The 22314-nt window shown below is 65.8% G+C and carries 16 protein-coding genes; 7 read left to right on the top strand and 9 right to left on the bottom strand.

Features of this window, described 5'->3' with window-relative positions:
• Positions 1-123: 123 nt before the first annotated feature.
• The 5 genes from lepB (at position 124) to C4S73_RS21100 (ending at position 4018) form a co-directional block, all read left to right on the top strand.
• Entirely contained in the window at positions 124-891 is a 768-nt protein-coding gene (lepB, locus tag C4S73_RS21120; RefSeq protein WP_200828068.1) for a signal peptidase I, read from the top strand.
• Complete coding sequence (gene rnc / locus C4S73_RS21115) at positions 888-1619, top strand: ribonuclease III (protein WP_244595710.1); 732 nt, start codon at positions 888-890, stop codon at positions 1617-1619. The genes lepB and rnc overlap by 4 nt, the downstream gene beginning before the upstream one ends.
• A complete protein-coding gene (gene era, locus C4S73_RS21110) occupies positions 1612-2541 on the top strand; it encodes a GTPase Era (protein WP_103874510.1) in 930 nt (309 codons plus the stop codon). Before rnc ends, era begins: the two co-directional genes overlap by 8 nt.
• 118 nt (positions 2542-2659) lie before the next feature.
• Positions 2660-3244: an orotate phosphoribosyltransferase gene (pyrE, locus tag C4S73_RS21105; RefSeq protein ID WP_103874509.1), complete on the top strand. Its 585-nt coding sequence runs from the start codon at positions 2660-2662 to the stop codon at positions 3242-3244.
• Positions 3245-3385: 141 nt separating this feature from the next.
• Positions 3386-4018, top strand: coding sequence for a LabA-like NYN domain-containing protein (locus tag C4S73_RS21100; protein ID WP_103874508.1), 633 nt, complete (start codon positions 3386-3388; stop codon positions 4016-4018).
• Between the two features lie 4 nt (positions 4019-4022).
• Here C4S73_RS21100 and smpB read toward each other — a convergent pair whose 3' ends face one another.
• From smpB to dapA, 3 genes are read right to left on the bottom strand one after another with little or no spacing between them, the layout of a single operon-like run.
• On the bottom strand, positions 4023-4499 hold the full coding sequence (gene smpB / locus C4S73_RS21095) for an SsrA-binding protein SmpB (protein ID WP_103874507.1): 477 nt from the start codon (positions 4497-4499) through the stop codon (positions 4023-4025).
• On the bottom strand, positions 4496-5143 hold the full coding sequence (locus C4S73_RS21090) for an FMN-binding negative transcriptional regulator (RefSeq protein ID WP_103874506.1): 648 nt from the start codon (positions 5141-5143) through the stop codon (positions 4496-4498). The genes smpB and C4S73_RS21090 overlap by 4 nt, the downstream gene beginning before the upstream one ends.
• Before the next feature lie 55 nt (positions 5144-5198).
• A complete protein-coding gene (gene dapA, locus C4S73_RS21085; RefSeq protein ID WP_103874505.1) occupies positions 5199-6092 on the bottom strand; it encodes a 4-hydroxy-tetrahydrodipicolinate synthase in 894 nt (297 codons plus the stop codon).
• Positions 6093-6261: 169 nt separating this feature from the next.
• On the opposite strand from dapA, the gene C4S73_RS21080 reads away from it, so the two are divergent.
• Positions 6262-8418, top strand: a complete 2157-nt coding sequence (locus C4S73_RS21080) for a lytic transglycosylase domain-containing protein (protein WP_103874504.1) — start codon at positions 6262-6264, stop codon at positions 8416-8418.
• On the opposite strand, the gene C4S73_RS21075 is transcribed toward C4S73_RS21080, so the two are convergent.
• Entirely contained in the window at positions 8380-9096 is a 717-nt protein-coding gene (locus C4S73_RS21075; RefSeq protein ID WP_103874655.1) for an SAM-dependent methyltransferase, read from the bottom strand. The genes C4S73_RS21080 and C4S73_RS21075 overlap by 39 nt on opposite strands.
• Positions 9097-9260: 164 nt before the next feature.
• On the opposite strand from C4S73_RS21075, the gene C4S73_RS21070 reads away from it, so the two are divergent.
• Positions 9261-10154, top strand: a complete 894-nt coding sequence (locus C4S73_RS21070; RefSeq protein WP_103874503.1) for an alpha/beta fold hydrolase — start codon at positions 9261-9263, stop codon at positions 10152-10154.
• A gap of 235 nt (positions 10155-10389) precedes the next feature.
• Here C4S73_RS21070 and C4S73_RS28765 read toward each other — a convergent pair whose 3' ends face one another.
• From C4S73_RS28765 to C4S73_RS21045, 5 genes are all read right to left on the bottom strand, one after another.
• Complete coding sequence (locus C4S73_RS28765) at positions 10390-11448, bottom strand: hypothetical protein (RefSeq protein ID WP_244595709.1); 1059 nt, start codon at positions 11446-11448, stop codon at positions 10390-10392.
• Between the two features lie 11 nt (positions 11449-11459).
• Positions 11460-13820: an OmpA family protein gene (locus tag C4S73_RS21060; RefSeq protein WP_103874502.1), complete on the bottom strand. Its 2361-nt coding sequence runs from the start codon at positions 13818-13820 to the stop codon at positions 11460-11462.
• 310 nt (positions 13821-14130) lie between these two features.
• Positions 14131-15516: a porin gene (locus C4S73_RS21055; RefSeq protein ID WP_103874501.1), complete on the bottom strand. Its 1386-nt coding sequence runs from the start codon at positions 15514-15516 to the stop codon at positions 14131-14133.
• A 418-nt stretch (positions 15517-15934) separates the two neighbouring features.
• Positions 15935-20266: a translocation/assembly module TamB domain-containing protein gene (locus C4S73_RS21050; protein ID WP_160115866.1), complete on the bottom strand. Its 4332-nt coding sequence runs from the start codon at positions 20264-20266 to the stop codon at positions 15935-15937.
• Between the two features lie 14 nt (positions 20267-20280).
• The gene (locus C4S73_RS21045; RefSeq protein ID WP_244595708.1) at positions 20281-22230 is read right to left on the bottom strand and encodes an autotransporter assembly complex protein TamA; all 1950 of its coding nucleotides are present in this window, start codon (positions 22228-22230) and stop codon (positions 20281-20283) included.
• Positions 22231-22314 lie beyond the last annotated feature (84 nt).

Raw genomic sequence — 22314 nt, 5'->3', positions numbered from 1 at the left:
CCGCCACTTCCGCCATGTTGCCGTCATGTATGAGACGCCCGTAACGAGACCGTGCTTGCGCGTTGTCCGCAGCGCAACATTCCGCTAGACCGCGCCTTGCAAGACGAACCAGGAGCGCCCCGAGTGGCCAACGACGCCGACATCAAGAACAAGACGGCCAAGGAAGAAGGCGGCATTCTGGAGACGATCAAGGTCGTCGTGCAGGCGCTGCTGATCGCGCTGGTGATCAGGACGCTGCTGTTCCAGCCCTTCAACATCCCGTCCGGCTCGCTGATACCGACGCTGCTGATCGGCGACTATCTGTTCGTGTCGAAATACACCTATGGCTATTCCAAGCACTCGATCCCGTTCAGCCCGCCGCTGTTCTCGGGCCGTGTCTGGGCGGCGGAGCCGAAGCGTGGCGACATCGCCGTGTTCAAGCTCCCCTCGGACAATTCGACCGATTACATCAAGCGCGTGATCGGCCTGCCCGGCGATCGCATCCAGATGATCGACGGCATCCTGCACATCAACAATGTGCCGGTGAAGCGCGAGCGCATCGCCGACTACGTCACCACCGACAATTGGGGCCGCAACGCCTCGGTCATCCGCTATCGCGAAACCCTGCCCAACGGCGTCAGCCACGAGATCATCGAGCGCGAGGGCGACACCGGCACCTTCGACAACACCGCAGTGTTCCTCGTGCCCGCCGGGCATTTCTTCATGATGGGCGACAATCGCGACAACTCGCTCGATTCGCGCGACCGCAGCGTCGGCTACGTGCCCTTCGAGAATTTCGTCGGCCGCGCCGAGATCATCTTCTTCTCGATCGAGGACGGCGCGTCCGCCTGGCGGATCTGGGAATGGCCCTCGACGGTTCGCTGGAGCCGTTTGTTCAGCGCGATCAAGTGAGTAAAGCGGGCGAAACCGGGCGCAAGACGCCAGATCCCTCCCGGCTGGAGGCAACACTCGGCCACAGCTTCGCAGATCGCGGCCTGCTCGCGACCGCGCTCACCCATATGAGCGCCGAGGGTCCAAGGCTGCAAAGCTACCAGAGGCTGGAGTTCCTCGGCGACCGCGTGCTGGGCCTCGGCATCGCCGACATGCTGTTCCGGCGCTATCCGGAAGCCGCAGAGGGCGACATGTCGCGCCGGCTCGCCGATCTCGTGCGCAAGGAAACCTGCGCCGAGGTGGCGCTGGCCTGGGATCTCGGCCAGTTCATGCGTTTCGGCGACGGGGAAATCCTCGGCGGCGCGCGCAAGAACAAGGCGATCCTCGCCGATGCCTGCGAAGCGATCATCGGCGCGGTCTTCATCGACGGCGGCTATGAGGCGGCGCGCGGCCTGATCGAGCGCGCCTTCGGCGAGCGGCTGCTGAAACCGGTCCGCCCGCTGCGCGACGCCAAGACGGCGCTGCAGGAATGGGCGCAGGGCCAAGGCTACCCGACGCCTACCTATACCGAACGCGGCCGCTCTGGGCCGGACCATGCGCCGCTCTTCCGGGTCGCGGCGCGCATCAACGGACTCGTCGACGCGGAGGCCCAAGGCCCCTCGAAGCGACTGGCCGAGCAGGCCGCCGCGGAAGCCTTTCTGCGGCGCGAAGGCCTGTGGAGCGAAACAATGGAGAGCGACAATGGCTGAGGCGGGACAATCCCCCCAGGAGACTCGGCCCACACGCTGCGGCTTCGTAGCGCTGATCGGCGCCCCCAATGCCGGCAAGTCGACGCTGCTGAACCAGCTCGTCGGCGCCAAGGTCTCCATCGTCTCGCGCAAGGTGCAGACGACGCGTACGCAGGTGCGCGGCATTGCGCTGTCTGGCGCGGCGCAGGTGATCTTCGTCGACACGCCCGGCATTTTCGCGCCCAAGCGCCGGCTCGACCGCGCCATGGTGACGAGCGCCTGGGGCGGCGCGACCGATGCCGACCTGATCGGCGTCCTGATCGATGTCGAGCGCTTCGACAATGAGGAGAATACCCGGCTGCTGGAGAAGCTCGCCGAGCTGAAGCAGCCGAAATTCCTGATCCTCAACAAGATCGACATCGTCGCGAAGGAAAAGCTGCTCGAGATCACCACCAAGGTGAACGAGCTCGGTAAGTTCGAAGCAACCTTCATGATCGCGGCCCTGACGGGCTACGGCGTCAAGGACATCCTGACCTGGCTGGAGACCCGCCTCCCGCTCGGGCCCTGGCTTTACCCCGAAGACCAGATCTCGGATGCGCCGCTGCGCTTCCTCGCCGCCGAGATCACACGCGAGAAGATCTTCGAGCGGCTGCACGACGAACTGCCCTACCGCTCGACCGTCGAGACCGAGAGCTGGCAGCAGCGTCCGGACGGCTCGGTCAGGATCGAGCAGACGATCTATGTCGAGCGCGAGGGGCAGCGGAAGATCGTGCTCGGCGAAGGCGGCCAGACCATCAAGTCGATCGGCCAGAAGGCGCGCATCGAAATCGCAGAGGCGGCCGAAGCCAAGGTCCATCTCTTCCTGTTCGTGAAGGTTCGCGAAAACTGGAGCGACGACCCGGAGCGGTACCGCGAAATGGGCCTGGAATTCCCAAAAGGTTAGGTTGACGGGGCGCGCCGCCAGAGCCAATCCACATGCTAGGCAGGCCGATATCTTGCATCGGGCCGTGTTTCGACGCAAAGACGCGTGAACATTTCCTGTTCTACAAGGCACGCGCACCATGACCGACGACGACGTTCTGGCCGAATTCCGTGATGCCGGCGCGCTGCTCGAAGGACACTTCATCCTGTCTTCGGGGCTGCGCAGCCCGATCTTCCTGCAGAAGATGTTCATCTTCCAGGACCCGGTGCGGACGGAACGGCTCTGCAAGGCTCTCGCGGAGAAGATCGAGGCCGCCTTCGGCACGGTCGATTATGTCGTCTCGCCTGCGGTCGGCGGCATCGTGCCGGGCTACGAGACCGCCCGTCATCTCAAGGCCAAGGCCATCTTCGTCGAGCGCGAGGACGGGCAGTTCCGGCTGCGGCGTGGCTTTGCCATCCCCAAGGGCGCGCGCGTGGTCATGGTCGAGGATATCGTCACGACCGGGCTATCCTCGCGCGAATGCCTGGCGTCGATTGCCGGGGAACCCGGTATAATGCTGGGCGCAGCCTGTCTCGTCGACCGTTCGGCGGGGCGTGTCGATCTCGGGGTGCCGCTCGTCAGCCTAATACGGCTCGACATTCCGGCCTACCCTGCCGATGCCCTGCCACCCGAGTTGGCCGCGATCCCGGCCGTAAAGCCGGGCAGCCGTGGCCTGGCGGCCTGATGCGGAATTATTCGCCGGCTGCGGCGAGAGGCCACAACTTGAAGGCAAGGTCATCAACAGTTTATTCGCGCTTCGACATTGTTAGAACGTGATTTTTTCCGATTTAGACCATTCGACACGATTCTTCCTGGAGAAATAGCAATGGTCGGCGATCCGCGCGTCGCGCTTTTTATCGATGGCGCCAACCTTTACGCCACCTCGAAGCAGCTCGGCTTCGACATGGACTATCGCCGTTTGCTCAAGGAATTCCAGGGTCGGGGAAACCTGATCCGGGCTTTCTACTTCACGACGCTTGTCGAGAGCGAAGAGTATTCCTCGATCCGCCCGCTGGTCGACTGGCTGGACTATAATGGCTATCGCGTCATCACCAAGGCGGCGAAGGAGTTCACCGACGCGGCCGGCCGCCGGCGCGTCAAGGGCAACATGGATATCGAGCTTGCGATCGAGATGCTCGAACTCGCGCCGCATCTCGACCAGATTTATCTGTTCTCCGGCGACGGCGATTTCAGGCCGCTGGTCGAGGCCGTGCAGCGCAAGGGCGTGAAGGTCTCCGTCGTCTCGACGATCTCGACGAACCCGCCAATGGTCTCCGACGAGCTACGCCGCCAATGCGACGAATTCGTCGAACTCGCACAGCTGATGCAGAAGGTCGGGCGCGATCCGGCCGAACGCGCTGGCGGTCGCCCCGCTTCGGGGGCCCCGGCCACGCCCGCTCATCCGGGGCTGGAGCGACGCTACGGCATCCGCCAGGGCGACGAGCCCATCGAAACCTGAAACGTCAGGCGCCACCCGCCTTCATGATCCGCGCCTTGTCGCGGTTCCAGTCGCGGTTCTTCTCGGTCTCGCGCTTGTCGTGCAATTTCTTGCCGCGCCCCAGACCAAGCTCGACCTTCGCGCGGCCCTTATCGTTGAAATAGACCTTCAGCGGAATGACCGTGTAGCCATCGCGCTGAATCGCCCCCATCAGCTTGTTGATCTGGCGGCGGTGCAGCAGCAGCTTGCGCGGCCGCTTGACGTTGTGGTTGAAGCGGTTCGCCTCAAGATATTCCGGGATATGGGCATTGAACAAAAAGAGCTCGGTGCCCATCGGTCCGGCATAGCTTTCGCCGATCGTCGCCCTGCCGCCACGCAACGATTTGATCTCGGTGCCCTGCAGCGCGATACCGGCTTCCAGCGTCTCGGTGATCTCGTAATTGTAACGCGCCTTGCGGTTGTCGGCCGCCAGCTTGAAGCGCTCGGTGTCCAGCTTGCTCATGCGTTCCCGCCCAATGCATAGGTTTTCACGAGCGACGCCATCGCCTGAGATTCCGATTCGGGATCGGTGGCCAAGCCGTTGAGAACGCCGAGCTTGTCGGCCTCCTGACGGTTCTGGCTCAGCTTGAACTTGCCGATCAGCGAGGTGATTTCGATCTCGATGCCGACGATACCGCGCGCCTGCGCCGCAACGAAGGGTTCGGGCGCATCCGAAACCGACCAGGGCTCGGCGCGCGGCGCCTCCTGCTGGCGGGTCAGGGATTCCAATTGCGCCCGCAGCCACACCGGATCTTCGATTGCGCGCGCCGGTCCACGCACCTGAACCGTGACGTAGTTCCAAGTCGGCACGACCTTTCCGGTCTCCTGCTTGGTCGCGTACCAGGCCGGCGTCACATAGCGTTCGACGCCGGTGAAAATCACCAGCGTCTCGGCGCCGGCCGCGATCGCTTTCCATTGTGGGTTCGGCCGGGCCAGATGGGCCCGAAGCACGCCCTGGGCGCCTTCATCGGCATGAACGACGAAGGGCACCGGATTGGCGATCAAGCCGCTCTCGCCGACAGTGACCAGCGTCGCGAGCGGATGCTCGCGCATGACGGCGAAAAGCGCGTCGCGGTCTTCAACCTTGAAATGGCTCGGCTCATACATCCTGCAGCTCCCCGGACATTCGCCGGGATGACCGGACGAACGCGACCTTCCCTATTTAGGCATTCAACAGCCCGGCGAACACCATCGCCTCGCGAATGACCTTGCCCGTCGCCGGCGTGACCGGCAACAACGGCAGGCGCACCTCTTCCTCGATGCGGCCCAGCAGCGCCAGGCCATGCTTGGCGCCCGCCAGTCCCGGCTCCTTGAAGACGGCGTCGTGCAGCGGCACGAGCCGGTCCTGCACCTTCAGCGCGCCGGCATAGTCGCCCTTCGCCGTCGCAACCATCAGATCGGCGCAGAGCCGCGGCGCGATATTGGCCACGACCGAGATGCAGCCATGGCCGCCGGCCGCCATATAGGCCAGCGCCGTCATGTCCTCGCCCGAAAGCTGAATGAAATCCGCGCCCATGGCGTGACGCTGCTGCGAGACACGGGCGAGATTGGCCGTCGCGTCCTTCACGCCGGCGATGTTCGTGAGCTCATACAGGCGCGCCATGGTCTCGACCGACATGTCCACCACCGAGCGAGGCGGGATATTGTAGATGATGATCGGAATACCGATGGCGTCGTTCACCGCCTTGAAGTGCTGGTACATGCCCTCCTGCGTCGGCTTGTTGTAATAGGGCGTCACCACGAGAACGGCGTCCGCACCTGCCTTCTCGGCGTGAACAGCGAGATCGATCGCCTCGGACGTGTTGTTCGAGCCGGCGCCTGCGATCACCGGAACGCGGCGCCTGGCCTGTGCGACCACGATCTCGACGACGCGCTTATGCTCGTCATGGCTCAATGTGGGGCTCTCGCCGGTGGTGCCGACGGGAACGAGGCCGGAGCTGCCGCTCTCGATCTGCCATTCGACCAGCGCGCGCAAGGCTTCCTCGTCGATCTTGCCGCCTTTGAACGGCGTCACCAGCGCGGGAAGCGAACCGGTGAAGGCTGTGTGCTTGGTCATGAGCGCGGCGTCCTGACGCAGAGGTCCAAATTACGGGCCGTCACACATACCCCCTCGCCCGCCGCAGGCAAAGCCGGCAACCCATCAAAAAGCGTGCGTTCATAGTTAAGCCTTCATCAACCTGCTTGGTCGACCATCACTCATTGCGCATCCGACCGTGGAGTTGCCCATGGCCTTGCCTATCGCCGGAAAACGGCTGGTCTATCTCGCAGTTCCCGCATTTCTGGTGGCGACAAGCATTCGGGCATCCAATGACGGCGATCATCCGCTGCAGCAGCCTCGTCCCGCGATCGCTTCTCCCGCTGTCGATGTCCAGACAACCGCGGCCTTGCCGCCCTTTTCGACCGACCAGATCCTTCCAGCCGAACACATCCGCCCCGGCGAAACCGCCGATCCGGACGTGATCAAGACAGCCGTCGCCGCGTATAAGCGCGGCGCGCTCGTAGACGGCGACGCGATTGCCAGCGCGATCCGAGACCGCACCGCGCGCGCCCTGCTGGAATGGGTCGCGATCCGCTCCGCGAACAACATCGGGTTTTCGCGGCTCGACGCCTTCCTGCGCAATTATCCGAACTATCCGGCGACGCAATTGTTCCGTCGGCGCGCCGAGGAGGCCCTGATCGCGGAGAAGAAGAGCCCGGAGATGATCCGCGCCTTCTTCTATGGGCAGCGTCCCGTCAGCCCGGCGGGGCGCGTTGCATTCGCGCTCGCCCTCAAGGCCGACGGCAAGGCCGAGGATGCGGCGGCGCTGATCCGCCAGAGCTGGCGTCAGGACCATCTCGGCGAGCCCTTGGAGAAGATCGTGCTGGCTGCGTTCGGCGACGTGCTGACCCAGGCCGATCATCGCCTGCGCACCGAGCGTTACCTCTTCCGCGAGAAGGCAGCGCCGGCGCTGCGCAATGCAGCGCGTGTCTCTGCCGATTATGTCGTCCTCGCCAAGGCCCGGCTTGCCAGCGCCACGGCCAAGCAGCCGATTGCGCCCTCCCTGATCGCTGCGGTGCCGGCCTCGCTGAAAACCGACATCTCCTTTTCCTTTCTGCTCGCACAGCAGGCCAGGCGCGCCAACAAGCCGGCGGATGCTGCCAAGGCACTCGTCAACGTGCCCCGCGACCCGACGCTGCTTGGCGATGGCGATGAATGGTGGGTCGAGCGGCGGCTGATCGCCCGCAAGCTGCTCGACGACGGCGATGCTGCGAAAGCCTATGAGGTCGCGGCCGGACATGGCGCCGAGAGCCCGGCGGAGCGCATCGACGCCGAATGGCATGCCGGCTTCATCGCGCTGCGCTTCCGCAATGACGCCGAGACGGCGCTCAAGCATTTCACCGAGGCGCTGAGGCAGGCGGAGACGCCGATCTCGGTTTCGCGCGCCGGCTATTGGCAGGGCCGCGCCTTCGAGGCGCTGGGCAAGGCGGACGACGCCAAGACGGCCTATGAACGCGCCGCCCAGCACCCGATCGCCTATTACGGCCAGCTCGCGCGGGCGCGTCTGGGGCTCCCAGATCTGCCGCTGCGGCGCACCGCCTCCGCCGCCCTCGACACGCTTCCCGGCCATCGGGGCGCGCTGCTGCTCTACAAGATCGGCGAGCGAACCCTTGCCGCGACCATGCTGGGAGACCTCGCCCAGCGACTGCATACGACACCCGCGCTGGAGGCCGTCGCAGGCATCGCCCAGCGCGAGGGCGACACGCGCGCCTTGCTCGCTGTCGGAAAAGCTGCGCTGCAACGCGGCTTCCCGCTGGATATGGCGGCCTTTCCGACCTCCGGCGTGCCGGAGTTCCCGGTGCTGGGCGACCCTATGGAACGCGCCATCGTCCATGCCATCGCGCGCCAGGAGAGCGCCTTCGACCCGACTGCGGAATCTCATGCCGGCGCACGCGGGCTGATGCAGATGATGCCGGCGACGGCTCGCGAAACGGCAAGGCGCGCCAACCTGCCCTTCGACTTGCCTCGCCTCGGCTATGACGCGCTCTATTCCGCCCAGATGGGCGCAGCCCACCTCAATGACCTGCTCAAGGACTGGCGCGGCTCCTATATCCTCACCTTCGCCGCCTATAATGCCGGCTCGGGCAATGTGAAGAAATGGATCGCGGCCTATGGCGATCCACGAAGGCCGGAGATCGACGCCGTAGACTGGGTCGAGCGCATCCCGTTCTACGAGACGCGCAACTATGTTCAGCGGGTCATGGAGAACCTGCAGGTCTACCGGCAGCGCCTCGACCAGCGCACCGCCTATCTGATCGACCAGGATCTGAAACGCGGCGGCCGGCTGGACGGGCCTGCATGGCCGCTAATGTCGCTTGCGCGCGAGACAGGCGCCCCAGAATAGGCTTGAGAAGAACCAGTTCGGCGTGTCGAACCCTGCTTCGTCCAGCAGATCGGCAACTTCGGCTTCGGAGCGCGGCGGGTCGGCTCCCTGGAGGATTTTGCCGAGCTTGGCCTGTACCTCATCGGCGGAAGCGCCATGCATGCGCCAGCGCTCGCCCCAGGCCGCCAGCAGAAGCGGCTGGCTTGCATAGGCGTGGCGATTGCCCGCGAGGATCAGGGGCGCACCTGGCTTCAGCCGCGCAGCCACGGCGTCGAGGATATCGCGCTTGGCGGCGTCGCCGGGCAAATGATGGAGAACGCCGATCAAGGTGGCCGCGTCGAAGCGCCCGTCTGGCGGCAAATCCTCGACATAGCCGAGATGCACATCTGTCCGCTCGAGCAGACCGTGCTCGCGCAGCCTCGCCAACGCGAGGTCGAGCATGGGCTGGGATGGATCGACCGCTGTAAAGCGCCATCCCGGCTCCAGCGCGCCTGCGCAGACGATCTCCTGCGCTCCGCCGCCCGCGCCGACGATCAGCAATCTGGCCGCGCGCCCGGCGCCCAACGTCGCCGCGAGCATGCAGGCGCTGAGCTCGTGGCAGGCATCGTAGCCGGCCAAGGCGATGCGGCTTTGGGTCTGATACTCGGCAGCGCGACCGGGATCGAACTTCCGGGTCGATTCAGGTGCTGGTGCATTCATTGTCTTGTCCGGCTGGGTCTTGTCCGGCTGGGCCATGAAATCACATTTGGCATCGCGCCATCAGGATCGCGACGCAAGACCGGATCGTGCGGGGCTGTCAGGCTTTTGAGCGGGGTCGAATTCGTGGTTAGGTGGCTCGACCAGCGGGCCTGCCGAGAGAGCGCATGACGACCGAGACCGATTTCACACCGCTCTTCATCAGTGCGCGGGATGGGCTGAAACTTCACGTCCGCGACTACGGCCCCCTCGCCTCCCAGGCCTTGCCCATAGTGTGCCTGCCGGGTTTTGCCCGCACGACTGCCGATTTCCACGAACTGGCGCTGGCTCTGTCGCGTGACGAAACCAAGCCGCGGCGCGTGCTGGCGCTGGATTATCGTGGGCGCGGCCTGTCCGGCTACGACAAGGACTGGAAGAATTACGATATCCGCGTCGAGCTCGACGATGTCATGCAGGTGCTCGTCGCCACCGGCATTGCGGAGGCGGTCTTCGTCGGCACCTCGCGGGGCGGCCTGCTGACCATGGCGCTGGCCGCCGCGCAGCCTGCCACGATCAAGGGCGTGGTGATGAACGATGTAGGCCCGGTGATCGATGCGCGCGGCCTGCTGCGCATCCGGGGCTATGTCGGCAAGCTGCCGTTGCCGCGCAGCTATAGTGAGGGTGCCGAGATCCTGAAGCGTCTCTCAGACCAGCAATTCCCGGTGCTCGGCGATGCCGAATGGGAGATGATGGCGCGCCGAACCTGGACCGACCGCGACGGGCATTTCAGGACGGATTACGACCCCAATCTGATGAAGGTGCTGGAAGAGCTCGATCTGGAGGCGCCTCTGCCGGTGCTCTGGCCCTATTTCGAGGCGCTGAACGGCGTGCCGATCCTCGCCATTCGTGGCGAGAATTCCGATCTTCTGGCCGAGAAAACCTTGCAGGAGATGGGCGCGCGTCACCCCGATTGCGAGACATTCGTGGCGCCGGGTCAGGGCCATGCGCCGCTGCTGGGATCGAAGGAGATGATCCGCCGGATCGGGAAGCTCATAGGCCGAGCCGAGCGGCGCGCGGCTTAGAGCATCGGCCTGAAAAGTGGAACGCGGTTTTCGGAAGAAGCCGGTGCAAAATCAAAGACCTACAGCTCGAAAACGCGCCGTCATCCTGGGCGACCGAAGGTCGACCCGGGATCCATCGTAGAGCGTTGTTTCCTACGATGGATCCCGGACCTGCGCGGCTTCGCCTCTTGTCCAGGATGACGGCGCGGTTCCGTGTGGGATCAGGACGCCCTAAACCGCCTCTATCGCTACACCGTCAATTCCCCGGTTTCTTGCGCCCCGCCTTCACCGCACGCGAGTGCGCGGTTTCGCCGCCATTTGCCAGGATATCGGCGTCCTCCCGCCAGTTCTCGGCAATACCCCTGCCGGGAAAGCCGACATAGGCCGAGATGTAGCGGATTTCGGTGTCGCGCAGGGTGGCGATCTGCGTGAAATGCCAGATGCCCAGACGATTGAGATCACCTGCTATGGCGGGGCCAACCCCTTTGATCAGGGTCAGGTCGTCGGGCTTGCCGCCTCGCGCCTCGATGAGCGTATTATTGGGACGCTCACCCTCGAAGCTGTCGCCGCTCAGCGTCGCGACATTGCCCCGTCCGAGCGAACCGTCATCCCGCGAAGAGGCAACCAGCCCGGCCTTCGCCCGCGCGGCGAATTCGGTCTCGGTTCCGGCCGCGAGCGCCCTGGCCTGGTCGATCCAGGCCTCGCGTTCGATCCTGCCGGGAAATGCGAGGTAGCTGCCGACCCATTCGACATTCTCCGGCGTCCAGGCCGCAACCTGTTCGAAATGCCAGATACCGAGCCCATGCAGGCGGCCCTCGTTCTGCCGGCCGATCCCTTTGATAAGCTTGAGATCGTCCGCCTTGCCGTCCCGGGCAGCGGCAAGCCCGGCCGGGCGCTGCCCGGGAATATCGGCCTCGCCCTCGACGGCCGGGGGTGTTGCGGCAAGCGGCTGCTCCGTAGCGAGGACGGGCGCCGCAACCGGAATGGGGCTCGCAATAGCCTCTGCAGTTGCGGGCTCGAACGCGGGCGCAAGTGCCGAACAGATGAGGCTCGCCAGCACGCAGCCCGCGAAATAGACGGCTGCGAAGAGCAGCGCCGTCTCGACCCAGGTCGCCGGGACGCCGTTCAGGAACTGGAACCAGGTCAGCACCGCTCCACAGGCCCATAGCACCGCGACCCAAACGGTAACGCCGCCCCAAAGGCGCGCCTTGCCGCCCTCATGCTTGCCGCCCTCATGACTGACCCAGCCCATGACGAAGCCGAGCACGAAGGCCGCGACGAGAAACCAGAGGAACTGGCTGGCGAGATAAAGCATGTCCGGCTCCTCTATTTCGTGACCGTGAACTGCACGCGCCGGTTCATCGCGCGGGAATCCGGCGTGCCATGGGGCACCAGCGGCCGCTCGGTGCCGAAGCCCTTGACCGCGAGTTGCGCCGGATCGATGCCGCGCCGGACCAGTTCATCGCGCACGCGCAGAGCCCGGCGTTCGGACAAATCGAAATTGTCGAAGCCGCGCCACTCCCCGTCGCGATTGGTGTGCCCCTCGATGGTGATGCGGGAGGCCGGGCACTGCTTTAAGATGGTGAAAGCCTCGCCGATCACGCGCTCGGTCGTGGCATCGAGGTTCACCACCGAGACGCCCTGCCCGAACAGAACGGTATTGCGCCTGGTGAGCGCGTCGAGGTCGTTCTGGCAGGTCGCGGGAGGATCGACGACGCAGCCGGTCTGGCGCAGGCCGATCACGGCATCGCTCCTGAAGCCCGGAGGCAGGCCGGAGCCGGCGCTGGTTTCGACCTCGCTCTTGATCAGTTCGCGACAGGTCAGGCCGCGAAGCGTGACGAGATCGTCGACGATGGAGGCAGAGCCCATGTCGAGCCGCAACAGATTGGTCACCGCCATTCGTGCAGCGGCGGCAAAGCCAGCGGGAGCGCCGGGCACGATGACTGTGCCGTCGCTGACCTTGCCGGCGAGAGGCGATGCCTCGAAGAGGGCCAGCAAAGCGTCGCGCGTCTGCGTGTCCGGAAGATGCCCGCCCAGACTCACGCCCGATTTGTCGACCGACAGAGACAGATCATAGGGACGCAGAACCGGCGAAGACGTTCCGGCGCGCAGCGCCAGCCCGGCGGGCAGAGGTCGCTGATGCAGGAGCGCATCGAGCTCGCGCCATGCCCCGGCATCGGCCACGTCCCCGGACAGCGCGAACTCCTTGTCTGCAAGCGAGACAGAGCCCGATTTCAGCTTGGCCAGGGCTTCCAGCGCAAAGCTGGTCGACGCCCCGAAATCCGGTCCGCTGCGAAGATTGGGCTCCAGTGTCAGACCGTCCGCCGTCACGCCGGCGGGGAATAATCGCCGCGCCTGCTCCAGAAGGGAGCTGCGGGTCGCTTCGTCGCGGACAAGACCGCTCATGGCGAGCTGCCCATTGGCGACCTTGGCATTCCACTGCTGGGGCACCACGGGAGCTGGCTTCGGGGGCGGTGGCGGTGGCGGCGCCGGCTCTGCAGTGGCTGCCGTCGACTGCGAGCCATCCGATTGCGCACCTTGGCTCGCCGGACTGGCGGGGGCTGGAATGGCGGACGCAGGGGGCAGGACGAGCGGCGGAACCTCGGGTAGCGGCGGCAAGGCGGGCAAGATCGGCGCTGGCGGAGGTGGAGGCGCCGGCGGGCAGATGATGGTGGCCCGCGCCACAGAATCGGGGCCATCCAGCTGCGCGATCTGCAACCGAAGCGCCTGGCAGGCTTCATAGTTCCGGGGGCCGTCGCCCGACAGGGCGTAGACGTCTCCGGTCAATTCCGCCTTGCCCTGGCTCAGCCGCGCGAGTTCTCCAATCGCGCGGGTGACCTTGGCCAGAAAGGCGCTGGGCGCGCCGAGCGCCGGTTTCATCGCATCGTCGATGCGGATCGGCGTGGGAAAGCTGCGCTGCAGCAGCGTGAGTATCTGCTGGCGTGCCTCGCTGGAGGGATAGAACCCCGTTACGTTCACAATATCGCCGGCCGTACGCTCGGCACTCCAGCGGTAGGGCGTCACGACCGGCGGTTCGAGCCCGCATGGGACTGCCTGAAAACCGCCCTGGGCGAGACGAGCGGCAGAGGCCTGCAGGGCCAGGAAGCCGTCAGGTGTTTGCGCCGTGCCCTCGATGCAGAACCGCGTGTCATCGAGCGCCACCTTGCCGGCGGACAGCTTCGGCAGTTCGGTCAGGATCGCAGTCGTCATCTGCTGGAACCCGGCAGGCGCCCCGAAGGCCAGGCTTTGCCGATCCTCGACGCGAAGACCGGGCAGAGCCGTCCCTGCCGCTGCGACATTGGCCATCGCCGTCGCCATGTCCGGCACGAAGCCGTTCAATGTCACCGTGTTGCCCGCGCGGCTCGCGGACCAGGAATAGGGCCGCTGTGCGACCACCTGGGACAGCCCGCCCAAAGCGCGACGAACGCCGAATTCCGAACGGAGCTGCGCGATCGCCTTGGCAGCGCCATCGGCGGATAGCGCCTCGCCACTGATGATGACGTCCCTGCCCTCAACGAGCGCGACGACGGGGCGAGCGCCTGGAGCCTCGCCAGCGACGGATGTTGCGGCGGCAACGGCGCGCCGGCCGACATCGCTCTCTATCGCATCATCGAGAAAGATATTGCCGGCGCCCCAGAGCAATGTCAGCGGCACCAGACCCCATAGCCAACGCCCCGCCTGCGCCATTCCAGCACCCCAGATCCCGGTTCCGCTCCCGGGGCGCCTAGCGCCCACGCAAGAGCAGGAACGACAGTTTACTCAACAGGTTGAGCGGCTTCCTGCATGTCCAGAATCAGCTTCATCGAGCTTCACCGGCGCGCAGTATGCTCTCTCACCAGCCTGAAGGCACGTCTTCCGCGGACGCTACCCAGGCCGGGATCAAGTCAGTCCGGATCGTCTGGGATCGTCAAGCACCTTCCATCATTCAACTCACAGAAAACAAACAAAAAAGGCCCCGGGTTTCCCCGGGGCCTCCCGACTAGGATCGGAGAACCGATCAGAAGTCGCGCTGGATGCGGAAGCGGCCAGCAAGAGCGTCGTCGTTCTTGATGCCGAGGATGGTGCTGCGGTTGTTGAAGTTGTCGACAACGCCGACCTGGTTACGGATGTCGAGGTGCGTGTAGAGAACCTCAACACCGATATCCAGACCCGAAACGGGCGACCAGATCAGGTTGGCAGCGATGTTGTATTCCTTGGGATCAAGCGAACGCGGGAAGGCGCCGAAGGTGCCAGCGTTGTTGTACTTGAGCTTCAGTTCCGAGTACGAAGCCGTGATCTCGGTGCGCAGCTGCGGGGTCCAGTAGTGCTTCAGAGCTGCAACCAGCGAGAAGCCGGAAGAGTTGTTGACGCTGCCGGTCAGGGTGTTGATCGAGGCATCGGCAAGGGTCAGAGCGCCGAGACGGCCGACGCCGAAGCTGCCCGGGTACCAGCCGAGATAGCCGAGAGCGCCGTCAGCATAGGCAGCCTGCAGGATCAGGTTGTCGCCAGCGGCGAGCATCGGCAGGTTGATCTTGACGCCGCCCTGGATCGCCCAGACCATCTCGTCACCATCGACAGGCGCAAGGCCGGCGACGATCGTGTTACCGACAGCGTACTTACGCTGGCCGACAGCGCCGGACAGCTGAGCGGAGCCCCAACCCTGGTCGACACGCAGCGAGCCGACGAGATCCGGGAAGTCCTGGCCCTGAACGACAGCGGCGCCGAAGGCACCGGTGTTCGGGTTGAACGTCACGCCCGGCAGTTCGCGGTTGCTCGTGCCCGAGACGCGATCTTCGGCCGAGATCGTGGCCGAGAAGCCCGAACCGAAGGTGGCGGTGTAGGCCAACAGGTTCAGACGGGTGTCCGAGGTACGGGTCGAAGCGAAGTTGTAGTCGTTCGCGTAGAAATCGAAGAACGACTGAGCGCGACCAGCGGTGATCGGGCCGAACTGGATGAAGGCCAGGTCGAGGTTCGGGCTGGAGCCGGTGCTGGAGAAAGCGCGGGTCGTGCCGGGAACAACGATACCGGTGTTGAACGGCGTGATGGCGCCGACGTTGTAGATGCCGGAGTTGTTGGTCAGCTCATAACGGAAGAACGTACGCAGGGTGCCGTAAGCGGTGGCGGTGCGGGCGTCGATGTTCAGACGGCCACGAGCGCGGGTGCCGTACGAGTCCTGGAAGTCCCCGAAGCGGGTGCCGACAGCGTACTCAGCGCGGACACGACCACCAACGCGGAGGCAGGTGTCGGTGCCGGGGATGTAGAAGAAGCCTGCGCCGTAGGCGGAGCAGACGCGAACGTATTCAACGGGAGCCGACTTCCGCGAGGGAAGGTCAGCTGCGTGAGCCCCGGCGACCGCGGCGATGCCGGCGGCGGAACCGAGGAGGAGGCTCTTTACGAGCTTCATTGGTAACCTCCAAAAGAGTTTCGAGACCCTCGGGCTTTGACATGTTCTTGGCGGACAGTCCCAGGAGACCAAAACCGCCGAACTTGCCTCTTCCCGGCCTTTCGCCCGCGTCCCTGAACCATTCAGAGGCGAAGACGAAAAACAGCGACCGGGGTTGTCCCGACGCCCATCCACCATACGAAAGCCGCATCGCCGATCAACCGCGATCAGCCTGCCGAGGGGTCTGGAGGGGTGCTTTGGACCTCGGTGTTGCAGGCGCGCCACGCTTTGAGACACGAAATTTACCGGTCGTTAACCCTGCGCGCCCGGCGGCCACGTTTTGTAAACCTTCCAAACCAGAATCGCTCCGGATCAGAGGTTCTCTATGGCCGCTTTCCCGACAGGTGATTCCTCGATCGCCCGGCAATCGGAGCGACGCTCAATATTCCCATTCGGCGCCGACGCCGACGGCGGCGCTCCCGTCCGCCCCGGTCTCGGCCTGGAGTTTCAGCCGACGCGTCACGTCGATTCCGATCGAAACGCCGCTGTCTTCCGGCTTCGCACCGACTTTCACGCCGACGGACACATTGTCGCCGATATAGCGCGATGCCCCGACCGTCGGACCGCCTGCCCCGACCTGGATGTCGAGATTGTCGACGCCCAGCGATTTGCGCAGCTTCTCGAACGAATCGTCACCGCCCCCACCGGCAAACTGCGCGGCGGTCTGCGCCAGCTGGAGAGCCTGGAACGGGGAAAGCGAGCCGGAAGCGCGGGCGAAGAGCAGGCGGGAGAGCACTTCGTCCTGCGGCAGCTCCGGCTGCGAGGTGAAGGCAAAGGCCGGCTGGTCGGCCGGGCCGCTGACAATGATTCTGGCGGTCACGTCCGAGGCGCGGGTTTCGGCGACGAAATCGAGTTCCGGAATCGTGCTGCCCGCGAAGGTCAGCCGCCCCTTGCTGAAGTCGAGGCGCTGGCTCAGCACGGTCAGCCGGCCGCGCCGCAGGTCGAAGCCGCCATTGATGGCTGGGGACGCCAGCGTGCCGCCAACCCTGATTTCCCCGCCGAGCTCGGCATCGATGCCCCGTCCGCGGATGAAGACGCGGTTCGGAGCCGAGACGGTGAACGCCAGCATCGCATCGAACGCCGGGGCCGGCCGGGCGTTGCCGCGCGTGGGCGGCCGGGCTTTTCGCTCTGCGACAAGGCGGGCCGCGGCCGTGCCTTTGGGCTTGATATGCTTGATGCCGGCGACGGGGCGCAGCGAAGCCGGCAGGCGGTCGGGGACCGCGACATCGAGCGAGACGACATCGATCCGCCCGCCGATCCGCGGCCGCTGTGCCAGTGGCCCGCTGAGTTCGAGCCCGAGATCGGCGACCGCCGTCACCAGGCCGCTGGACACAAGTTGCGCGCGCTTGCCCTGGATTCGGACCGAACCGGGGAAACCGGCTGCCGGATCGAGCCTGACCTGGCCGCTGGCGGAGAGCGTGCCGCCATTTGCAGTCTGCGCGGCGGCGCGCTCGATCGTGACGTTCTCGCCACTGGCGTTCAGGCGGGCTTCGATAGCCGTCAGCCGGATACCCTGAAGCGCATCCGTGAAGCTGCCATTGGTGAAGTTCGCGGTGCCACTCAAGCGAGGCGCGGAGGCTGTGCCCCCCGCCCGCATGTCGAGTGCGACCGCCCCTGTCAGCCTCTGGCCGCTTGCGGCGATCATGGGATTGGCAAGAGCAGCATCGAGCCGGCCCTGAGCGCTGAGATCGAGCGCTCCGGTGGCATTCAGCGGGGCGGTTCCGCGCAATGTCAGGTTCGCGCTGCGCCCGGCGTTCACGGTTGCGTTGACGCTCGTCTGATTGCCCTTGAACGCGCCCTCCCCGGTGATCTCGATCGGCGGCAGGCCGGCCTGTCGGGTCTCGGGCGTCGTCAACCGTGCGATCCGAACGTTCCATGGGCCGTTAAGCGCATCCGGCTTCCCGGTGATCTGCGCCTGTGCGTTCAGCGTGCCCGAAAGGTCGAGCTTGGGCGCCGCGATGCGAGCGGCCGAGAGCGGCACGTCGCTGGCCGTGAAGCGCAGGTCCAGCGTCTCGCCGGCGCGTCCATCCAGCGTCACACGGCCGGCATCGATCGCCAGCGCGAGATTGGCGATCTCGACGCCGGAGGCCGGAAAGCTCAGCGAAGCCGGATTCGCGAGCGCGATCCTGCGGCCATCGCGGCGCGCATCGAAGGAAGCGATCTCCAGCTTCAGCGGATCGCCCGGAACCAGCTTCCCCGCCCCCGCAAGCGAGAATCCGCGCGCTGCCGCGCTCAGCGTGAAGGCGCTGGCATCAGGCGCGCCCTTCGAATCGAAGCGGATCGCGGTGATGGCCTCGCCGGAGACGACTGCCCGATCGATGGCCACCGCCGCATCCAGCGCCGGACGGCCACGGATGTCCGTTGCCCCGATCGTGGCATCGAGCCGGTCGATCGAGACGGAAGGACCGGCAAGACGGGCTCCGCGCGCCGTCAGGTTGGCATTCTGCCGGCCATCCACGACCGCCAGCGCAATATCGGCGTCGAGCTGGCCACCGAGCTTGGTCAATGCCAGCGGTGACAGATCGTCGAGATTGCGGGCGGCAAGGGTCAGGCGGCCAGCGGCGCGGCTCGCCGGATCGACCGTCAGCGCGCCATTCAGCCGGACGGAACCGATCGCAAGAGCGAGCGATGACAGGTTCCAGCCATCATCGGGCAGCCGCGCGAGCTGTATCGTGCCGGTTGCGGGCTTGGCATCGATCTCGCCGGCGAGCGTCAGGCGCGAATCGAGTGCGCCCTGCAGGTCGCGAACCACTGCGTCGATAGCCAGTCGGGGAATCGGGCGCCCCAAAGCAGTGGCATTGGCCACCGCAATGCGGGCGGTCGCATCGAGCTTGCTCTGCGGCCCGGTCACCTGGGCCGTGACGTCGCCCCGCCCGGACAGGCGCGGGTCGGCGCGCTTCAGATCGGGCAATGCGAGGGCAAGCCGCAGATCGGAACGCTCGGGACCGAGCCCGCCATCGGCGGTGAAGGCAGCGTGCTGGCCGGCAAGGCGCAAGCCGGTGACCGTGATGTCGCCTGCGAGAGCGCTGACCTGGCCCGCAAGCGTGAGATTGCCGGCAAGCAGCCGGTCGACGGCCGCTTCTCCGGTGGCCAGTTGATCGGCCTGGCCGGACAGCGTTGCGCCATAGGCGTGGGTGCGGGGCGTCGCGTCGAGTTCGGCCGAAATATCGGCGCGGCCCGCCAGTGGCCGCCCGGCGAGCCCGCTCAGGCGCGAAAGGTCGGGCAGCAAGGCTTTCAGCTGCCCGAGAACGCGGGCCTGTCCCAACTTGCCCTTGTAATCGAGTTCGACGCCGGACATCGCCAGCCGAAGCGTCTCGAAATCCGCCGTGGAGTCGTCATTGCCAGTGCCACGCAGGGTGAAGGTCACGCGATCGCCGACGGCGCGGGCAAGCTTCGCATCCGTGAGCGCGATGCCGGATGCCTCGCCATCGGCGACCAGCGCGATGCGGGTGCCGGCGGTTCCGATCGATCCGTTCGGCGTCGCGGTAAAACGCGCGGCGAGCTTGCCGAGCTGGCCTGCCGGAAGCTTTGCGTCCCCCAGATCGAGCGTTGCGACGACGGTCGGGCCCGCGACCGGCCCCTTGATCGTGGCGTCGAAAGCGAGCCGGGCGATCTCAGCGCCGGAGGTCACGGTGCGGCCCTCGGCATTGGGCCGGGCGGCTGCGGTGACACGGACATCGACGGTCTTGTCGGCACCATAACGTCCGAGGATACCGAGGCGCGCCAGCGCCGAGACCAAAGCGAGATTGCGGATATCGACAGCACCATCGTCGAGAAAGCCGACCGCGCCATCAAGTTTGGTGGAGCCGGCGAAGACGGGCGCAAGCGGGGCCGGCATCAGGCCTTCGACGCGCGCATCCAGCGCCAGTGCGAGTTGCCGCGCATTTCCGGAACGGTCGAGATTGGCAGACCCTTGAGCTCCGATGGTCGGACCGGCCGTGAAGGTCAGGTTCGACCGGAAGGCGTCGAGCGGGCCATCCCCGTTCAGATCCAGCTTGACCGGCGGCTGGTCCGGCAGATTGGCGAGATGCGCGATCAGGCCGCCCTGCGGTTCGTCGACCTTGGCGGCCACCTGGAGGCGCGTGGTCTGGGGCACGAAGCCAAGGCGAACCGTGAATTCGCCGGGCGCATCGAGGCGGCGTGCTTCCAGCCGGAGATCCAGCCCCTCTGAGGGCGCGCCGAGCGTCGCGGAGCCGGTCGCGCGCAGGCGGGCGGGCACGCCGAGAAGCGGCTCGCCCAACGCGAGTTCGCTCAGCTGGAAGGCGCTGATGATGAGCTTGAGCGGCAGTTCGGGCAGGATCGGCTGGTCGTTAGCGGCGGCGACGCCGGGTTGAGGTGCCGGCTTGCGCATGATCTCGAGCTTGCCGATCTCGAGCCGGTTGACCTCCAGCCTGCGGAACAGCAGTGCGCTGCGTGTCCAGATCAGGCGAGCGCGGTCGAGCCTGAGCCAGGGGCCGTCCCGATCGGAGAGGACGATGTCGCGGATCTCGACATCGGAGGAGAGCGCGCCGTTGACTTGCCCGATCGAGACCTGGCTGGTGTCGCTCGAGAGCGCCTTCGAGATCAGGTCGGCGACGATGCCGCGATCGGTCTGGGCGTCCTGCGCGAAACCACCGAAGCGCGCGGAGACCACCAGCCCGACCGCCAGGAAAAGGGCCAGCAGCGCAAAGCGCGGCAGGGTCAGGCCGCGCTTGAAGAATTCTGGTTTCATGAGGTCCGGCTTCATCAGAAAGCCTGCCCGATGCTGACATAAAGCGCAAAAGGCTTGTCGCCCTTGCGCGGATTGAGCGGGGCTGCGACATCGACGCGGATCGGTCCGATCGGGGTGTAGTAGCGCAGGCCGAGGCCGGCCGAATATTGCAGCTTTTCCTTGAAATCGGGAAGGGTCGACGAAAAGGCCGTACCGGCATCGGCGAACGGCACGATGCCGATCGTATCGGTGATCTTGATGCGCGCCTCGACCGAAGCCTCGAACAGGCTGCGCCCGCCCGTCAGCTGGCCGAGCGGGCCGAGCGGCGCCAGCGAGCGATAGGCATAGCCGCGCACCGAGCCGCCACCGCCGGCATAGAAGCGCCGCGTCGCCGGAATCTCGGCCAGTTCCGCCCCGGCGATCGAGCCCAATCCGATGCGGCCGGCGAGGACATAGCGAGCGTCGTCGTCGAGCGCGTAATAGCCTGACAGCGCGGCCTTGGTTTGGACGACACCGACCGTCGAGCCGAGGAAAGTCGGATAGGGCGCGACCGAGGCGATGGCGCGGATGCCGCGCGTCGCGTCGAGCAGGCTGTCGGTCGAATCGTATTTCACCGAGAGCGGGATGCCGACCAGCGTGTAGTCGATCTGCCCGAGCACATCGCTGGTTTGCCCGCGCTCGACCTCGATCCCGGCCTGCACCGAGAAGGTATCGCTGAAGCGGCGGCGGATCGCGGTGGTGACATTGGCGTAGCGCGCGGTGTAGCCGCCATAGCGGTTGGTGCCGACACGCTCGCGCGTCGCCATGCCGTCGAGCAGGAAATCATAGCGGCTGCCATACAGCGCCGGCTTCAGGAAACTGAAGGCGAAGCGGCCGCCAATGTCGGATTGCTCGAAATCGCCGAATTTCTGGATCTTGGTGCCGTCGATGCGCGGTGCGAGGAAGAGGTCTCCCTCGATGCGCAGGCGCTCGGCCCCGCCGAACAGGTTGCGGTGTTCCCAATAGGTCTTCACCGCCGGGCCGTCGATCGTCGAATAGCGCGCCGAGAAGCCGATCAGCCGCTTGGGCCGCTCGGTGATGTCGACGAAGATCGGCAGATTGCCGGCAGTGTCGAGCTTGTCGGCCTCGCGGATGCGCACCGAGCCGATGGCGGGAATGGTGGCGACAGACTTGCGAGTGTCGGCAAGCGCCTTGGGCGAATAGGGATCGCCCGGTTCGAGATAGATGAAGGAGCGCACCACGGCAGGCGGCACGTCGACGGTCTGGCCGATCGTGACATCGCCGAAGCCGGCGATGGGGCCGGGATCGACGACATAGGTGACATCCATGATGCCGGTGGCGTGGTCCACGACGGGACGCAGCTCTACGATCTTGGCGAGCGGGCGCGACTGGTTGCGCAGATAATCGACAAGCGAGGCCTGCGCCGAACGCAAGGCAGCCGAGGTTGCCGCATCGCCGGGTTTGAGCCGCGAAACCTTGGCCGGATCGGTGATCGCAGGCGGCCCTGACTCGTCGCGCTGGACCACCTCGATGTTGCGGAAGCCGAAGACCGGCCCCGGCTTGACGCGAACCGTGATCGGGACTGCATCGCGGTTGCGATGAGCTTCGAGCGCACGCACCAGCGTAGCGTTCGGCTCGGCCCCGACCTTCAGCGACGCGCCATCGACGGCGATGGCGAGTTCCGCGTTGAAATAGCCCTGCGACCAGAGCGCATCGACAAGAGGATTGAGATCGGCAGCCATCCGGCGCGCCAGCGTCTCGCCATCGGGCGGCGCATCCTGACGCAGGCGATAGAGCAGCGAAGCGTCCTGCAGCGCCCGCGTCAGCGCTTTCGCATCGGCGGCGTCGCCGAGATCGAACTCCAACTTATAGGGCAGCGTCGTGGCGTTGGCGGGCGGGGGCTGATCCTTGGTGCCAAACAGCCCGAAGATATCCAGAGACGAAAAATCGAAGGCTTCCGCAGGCGAAGGCTGGACGCTCAGCATCGCGACGACGGCGTAACTGCCTCCGCTTACAACAGCGCGGGTCGCCCTCCGCCACAACCGCATCATTCCTCCAGGCAACGCCAC

The organism is Allobosea lathyri (assembly GCF_900108245.1).
In the GTDB taxonomy this organism is placed as follows: Bacteria; Pseudomonadota; Alphaproteobacteria; order Rhizobiales; family Beijerinckiaceae; genus Allobosea; species Allobosea lathyri.
Note: the sequence above shows the minus strand (reverse complement) of the source record. Positions and strands in the feature narration are given on the sequence as shown.

Excerpts from the sequence above, each read along its gene's own strand:
- era (WP_103874510.1), top strand. The coding sequence starts at position 1,612 with ATGGCTGAGGCGGGACAATCCCCCCAGGAGACTCGGCCCACACGCTGC.
- pyrE (WP_103874509.1), top strand. The coding sequence starts at position 2,660 with ATGACCGACGACGACGTTCTGGCCGAATTCCGTGATGCCGGCGCGCTG.
- C4S73_RS21100 (WP_103874508.1), top strand. The coding sequence starts at position 3,386 with ATGGTCGGCGATCCGCGCGTCGCGCTTTTTATCGATGGCGCCAACCTT.
- smpB (WP_103874507.1), bottom strand. The coding sequence starts at position 4,499 with ATGAGCAAGCTGGACACCGAGCGCTTCAAGCTGGCGGCCGACAACCGC.
- C4S73_RS21090 (WP_103874506.1), bottom strand. The coding sequence starts at position 5,143 with ATGTATGAGCCGAGCCATTTCAAGGTTGAAGACCGCGACGCGCTTTTC.
- dapA (WP_103874505.1), bottom strand. The coding sequence starts at position 6,092 with ATGACCAAGCACACAGCCTTCACCGGTTCGCTTCCCGCGCTGGTGACG.
- C4S73_RS21080 (WP_103874504.1), top strand. The coding sequence starts at position 6,262 with ATGGCCTTGCCTATCGCCGGAAAACGGCTGGTCTATCTCGCAGTTCCC.
- C4S73_RS21075 (WP_103874655.1), bottom strand. The coding sequence starts at position 9,096 with ATGAATGCACCAGCACCTGAATCGACCCGGAAGTTCGATCCCGGTCGC.
- C4S73_RS21070 (WP_103874503.1), top strand. The coding sequence starts at position 9,261 with ATGACGACCGAGACCGATTTCACACCGCTCTTCATCAGTGCGCGGGAT.
- C4S73_RS28765 (WP_244595709.1), bottom strand. The coding sequence starts at position 11,448 with ATGCTTTATCTCGCCAGCCAGTTCCTCTGGTTTCTCGTCGCGGCCTTC.
- C4S73_RS21060 (WP_103874502.1), bottom strand. The coding sequence starts at position 13,820 with ATGGCGCAGGCGGGGCGTTGGCTATGGGGTCTGGTGCCGCTGACATTG.
- C4S73_RS21055 (WP_103874501.1), bottom strand. The coding sequence starts at position 15,516 with ATGAAGCTCGTAAAGAGCCTCCTCCTCGGTTCCGCCGCCGGCATCGCC.
- C4S73_RS21050 (WP_160115866.1), bottom strand. The coding sequence starts at position 20,266 with ATGAAACCAGAATTCTTCAAGCGCGGCCTGACCCTGCCGCGCTTTGCG.
- C4S73_RS21045 (WP_244595708.1), bottom strand. The coding sequence starts at position 22,230 with ATGCTGAGCGTCCAGCCTTCGCCTGCGGAAGCCTTCGATTTTTCGTCT.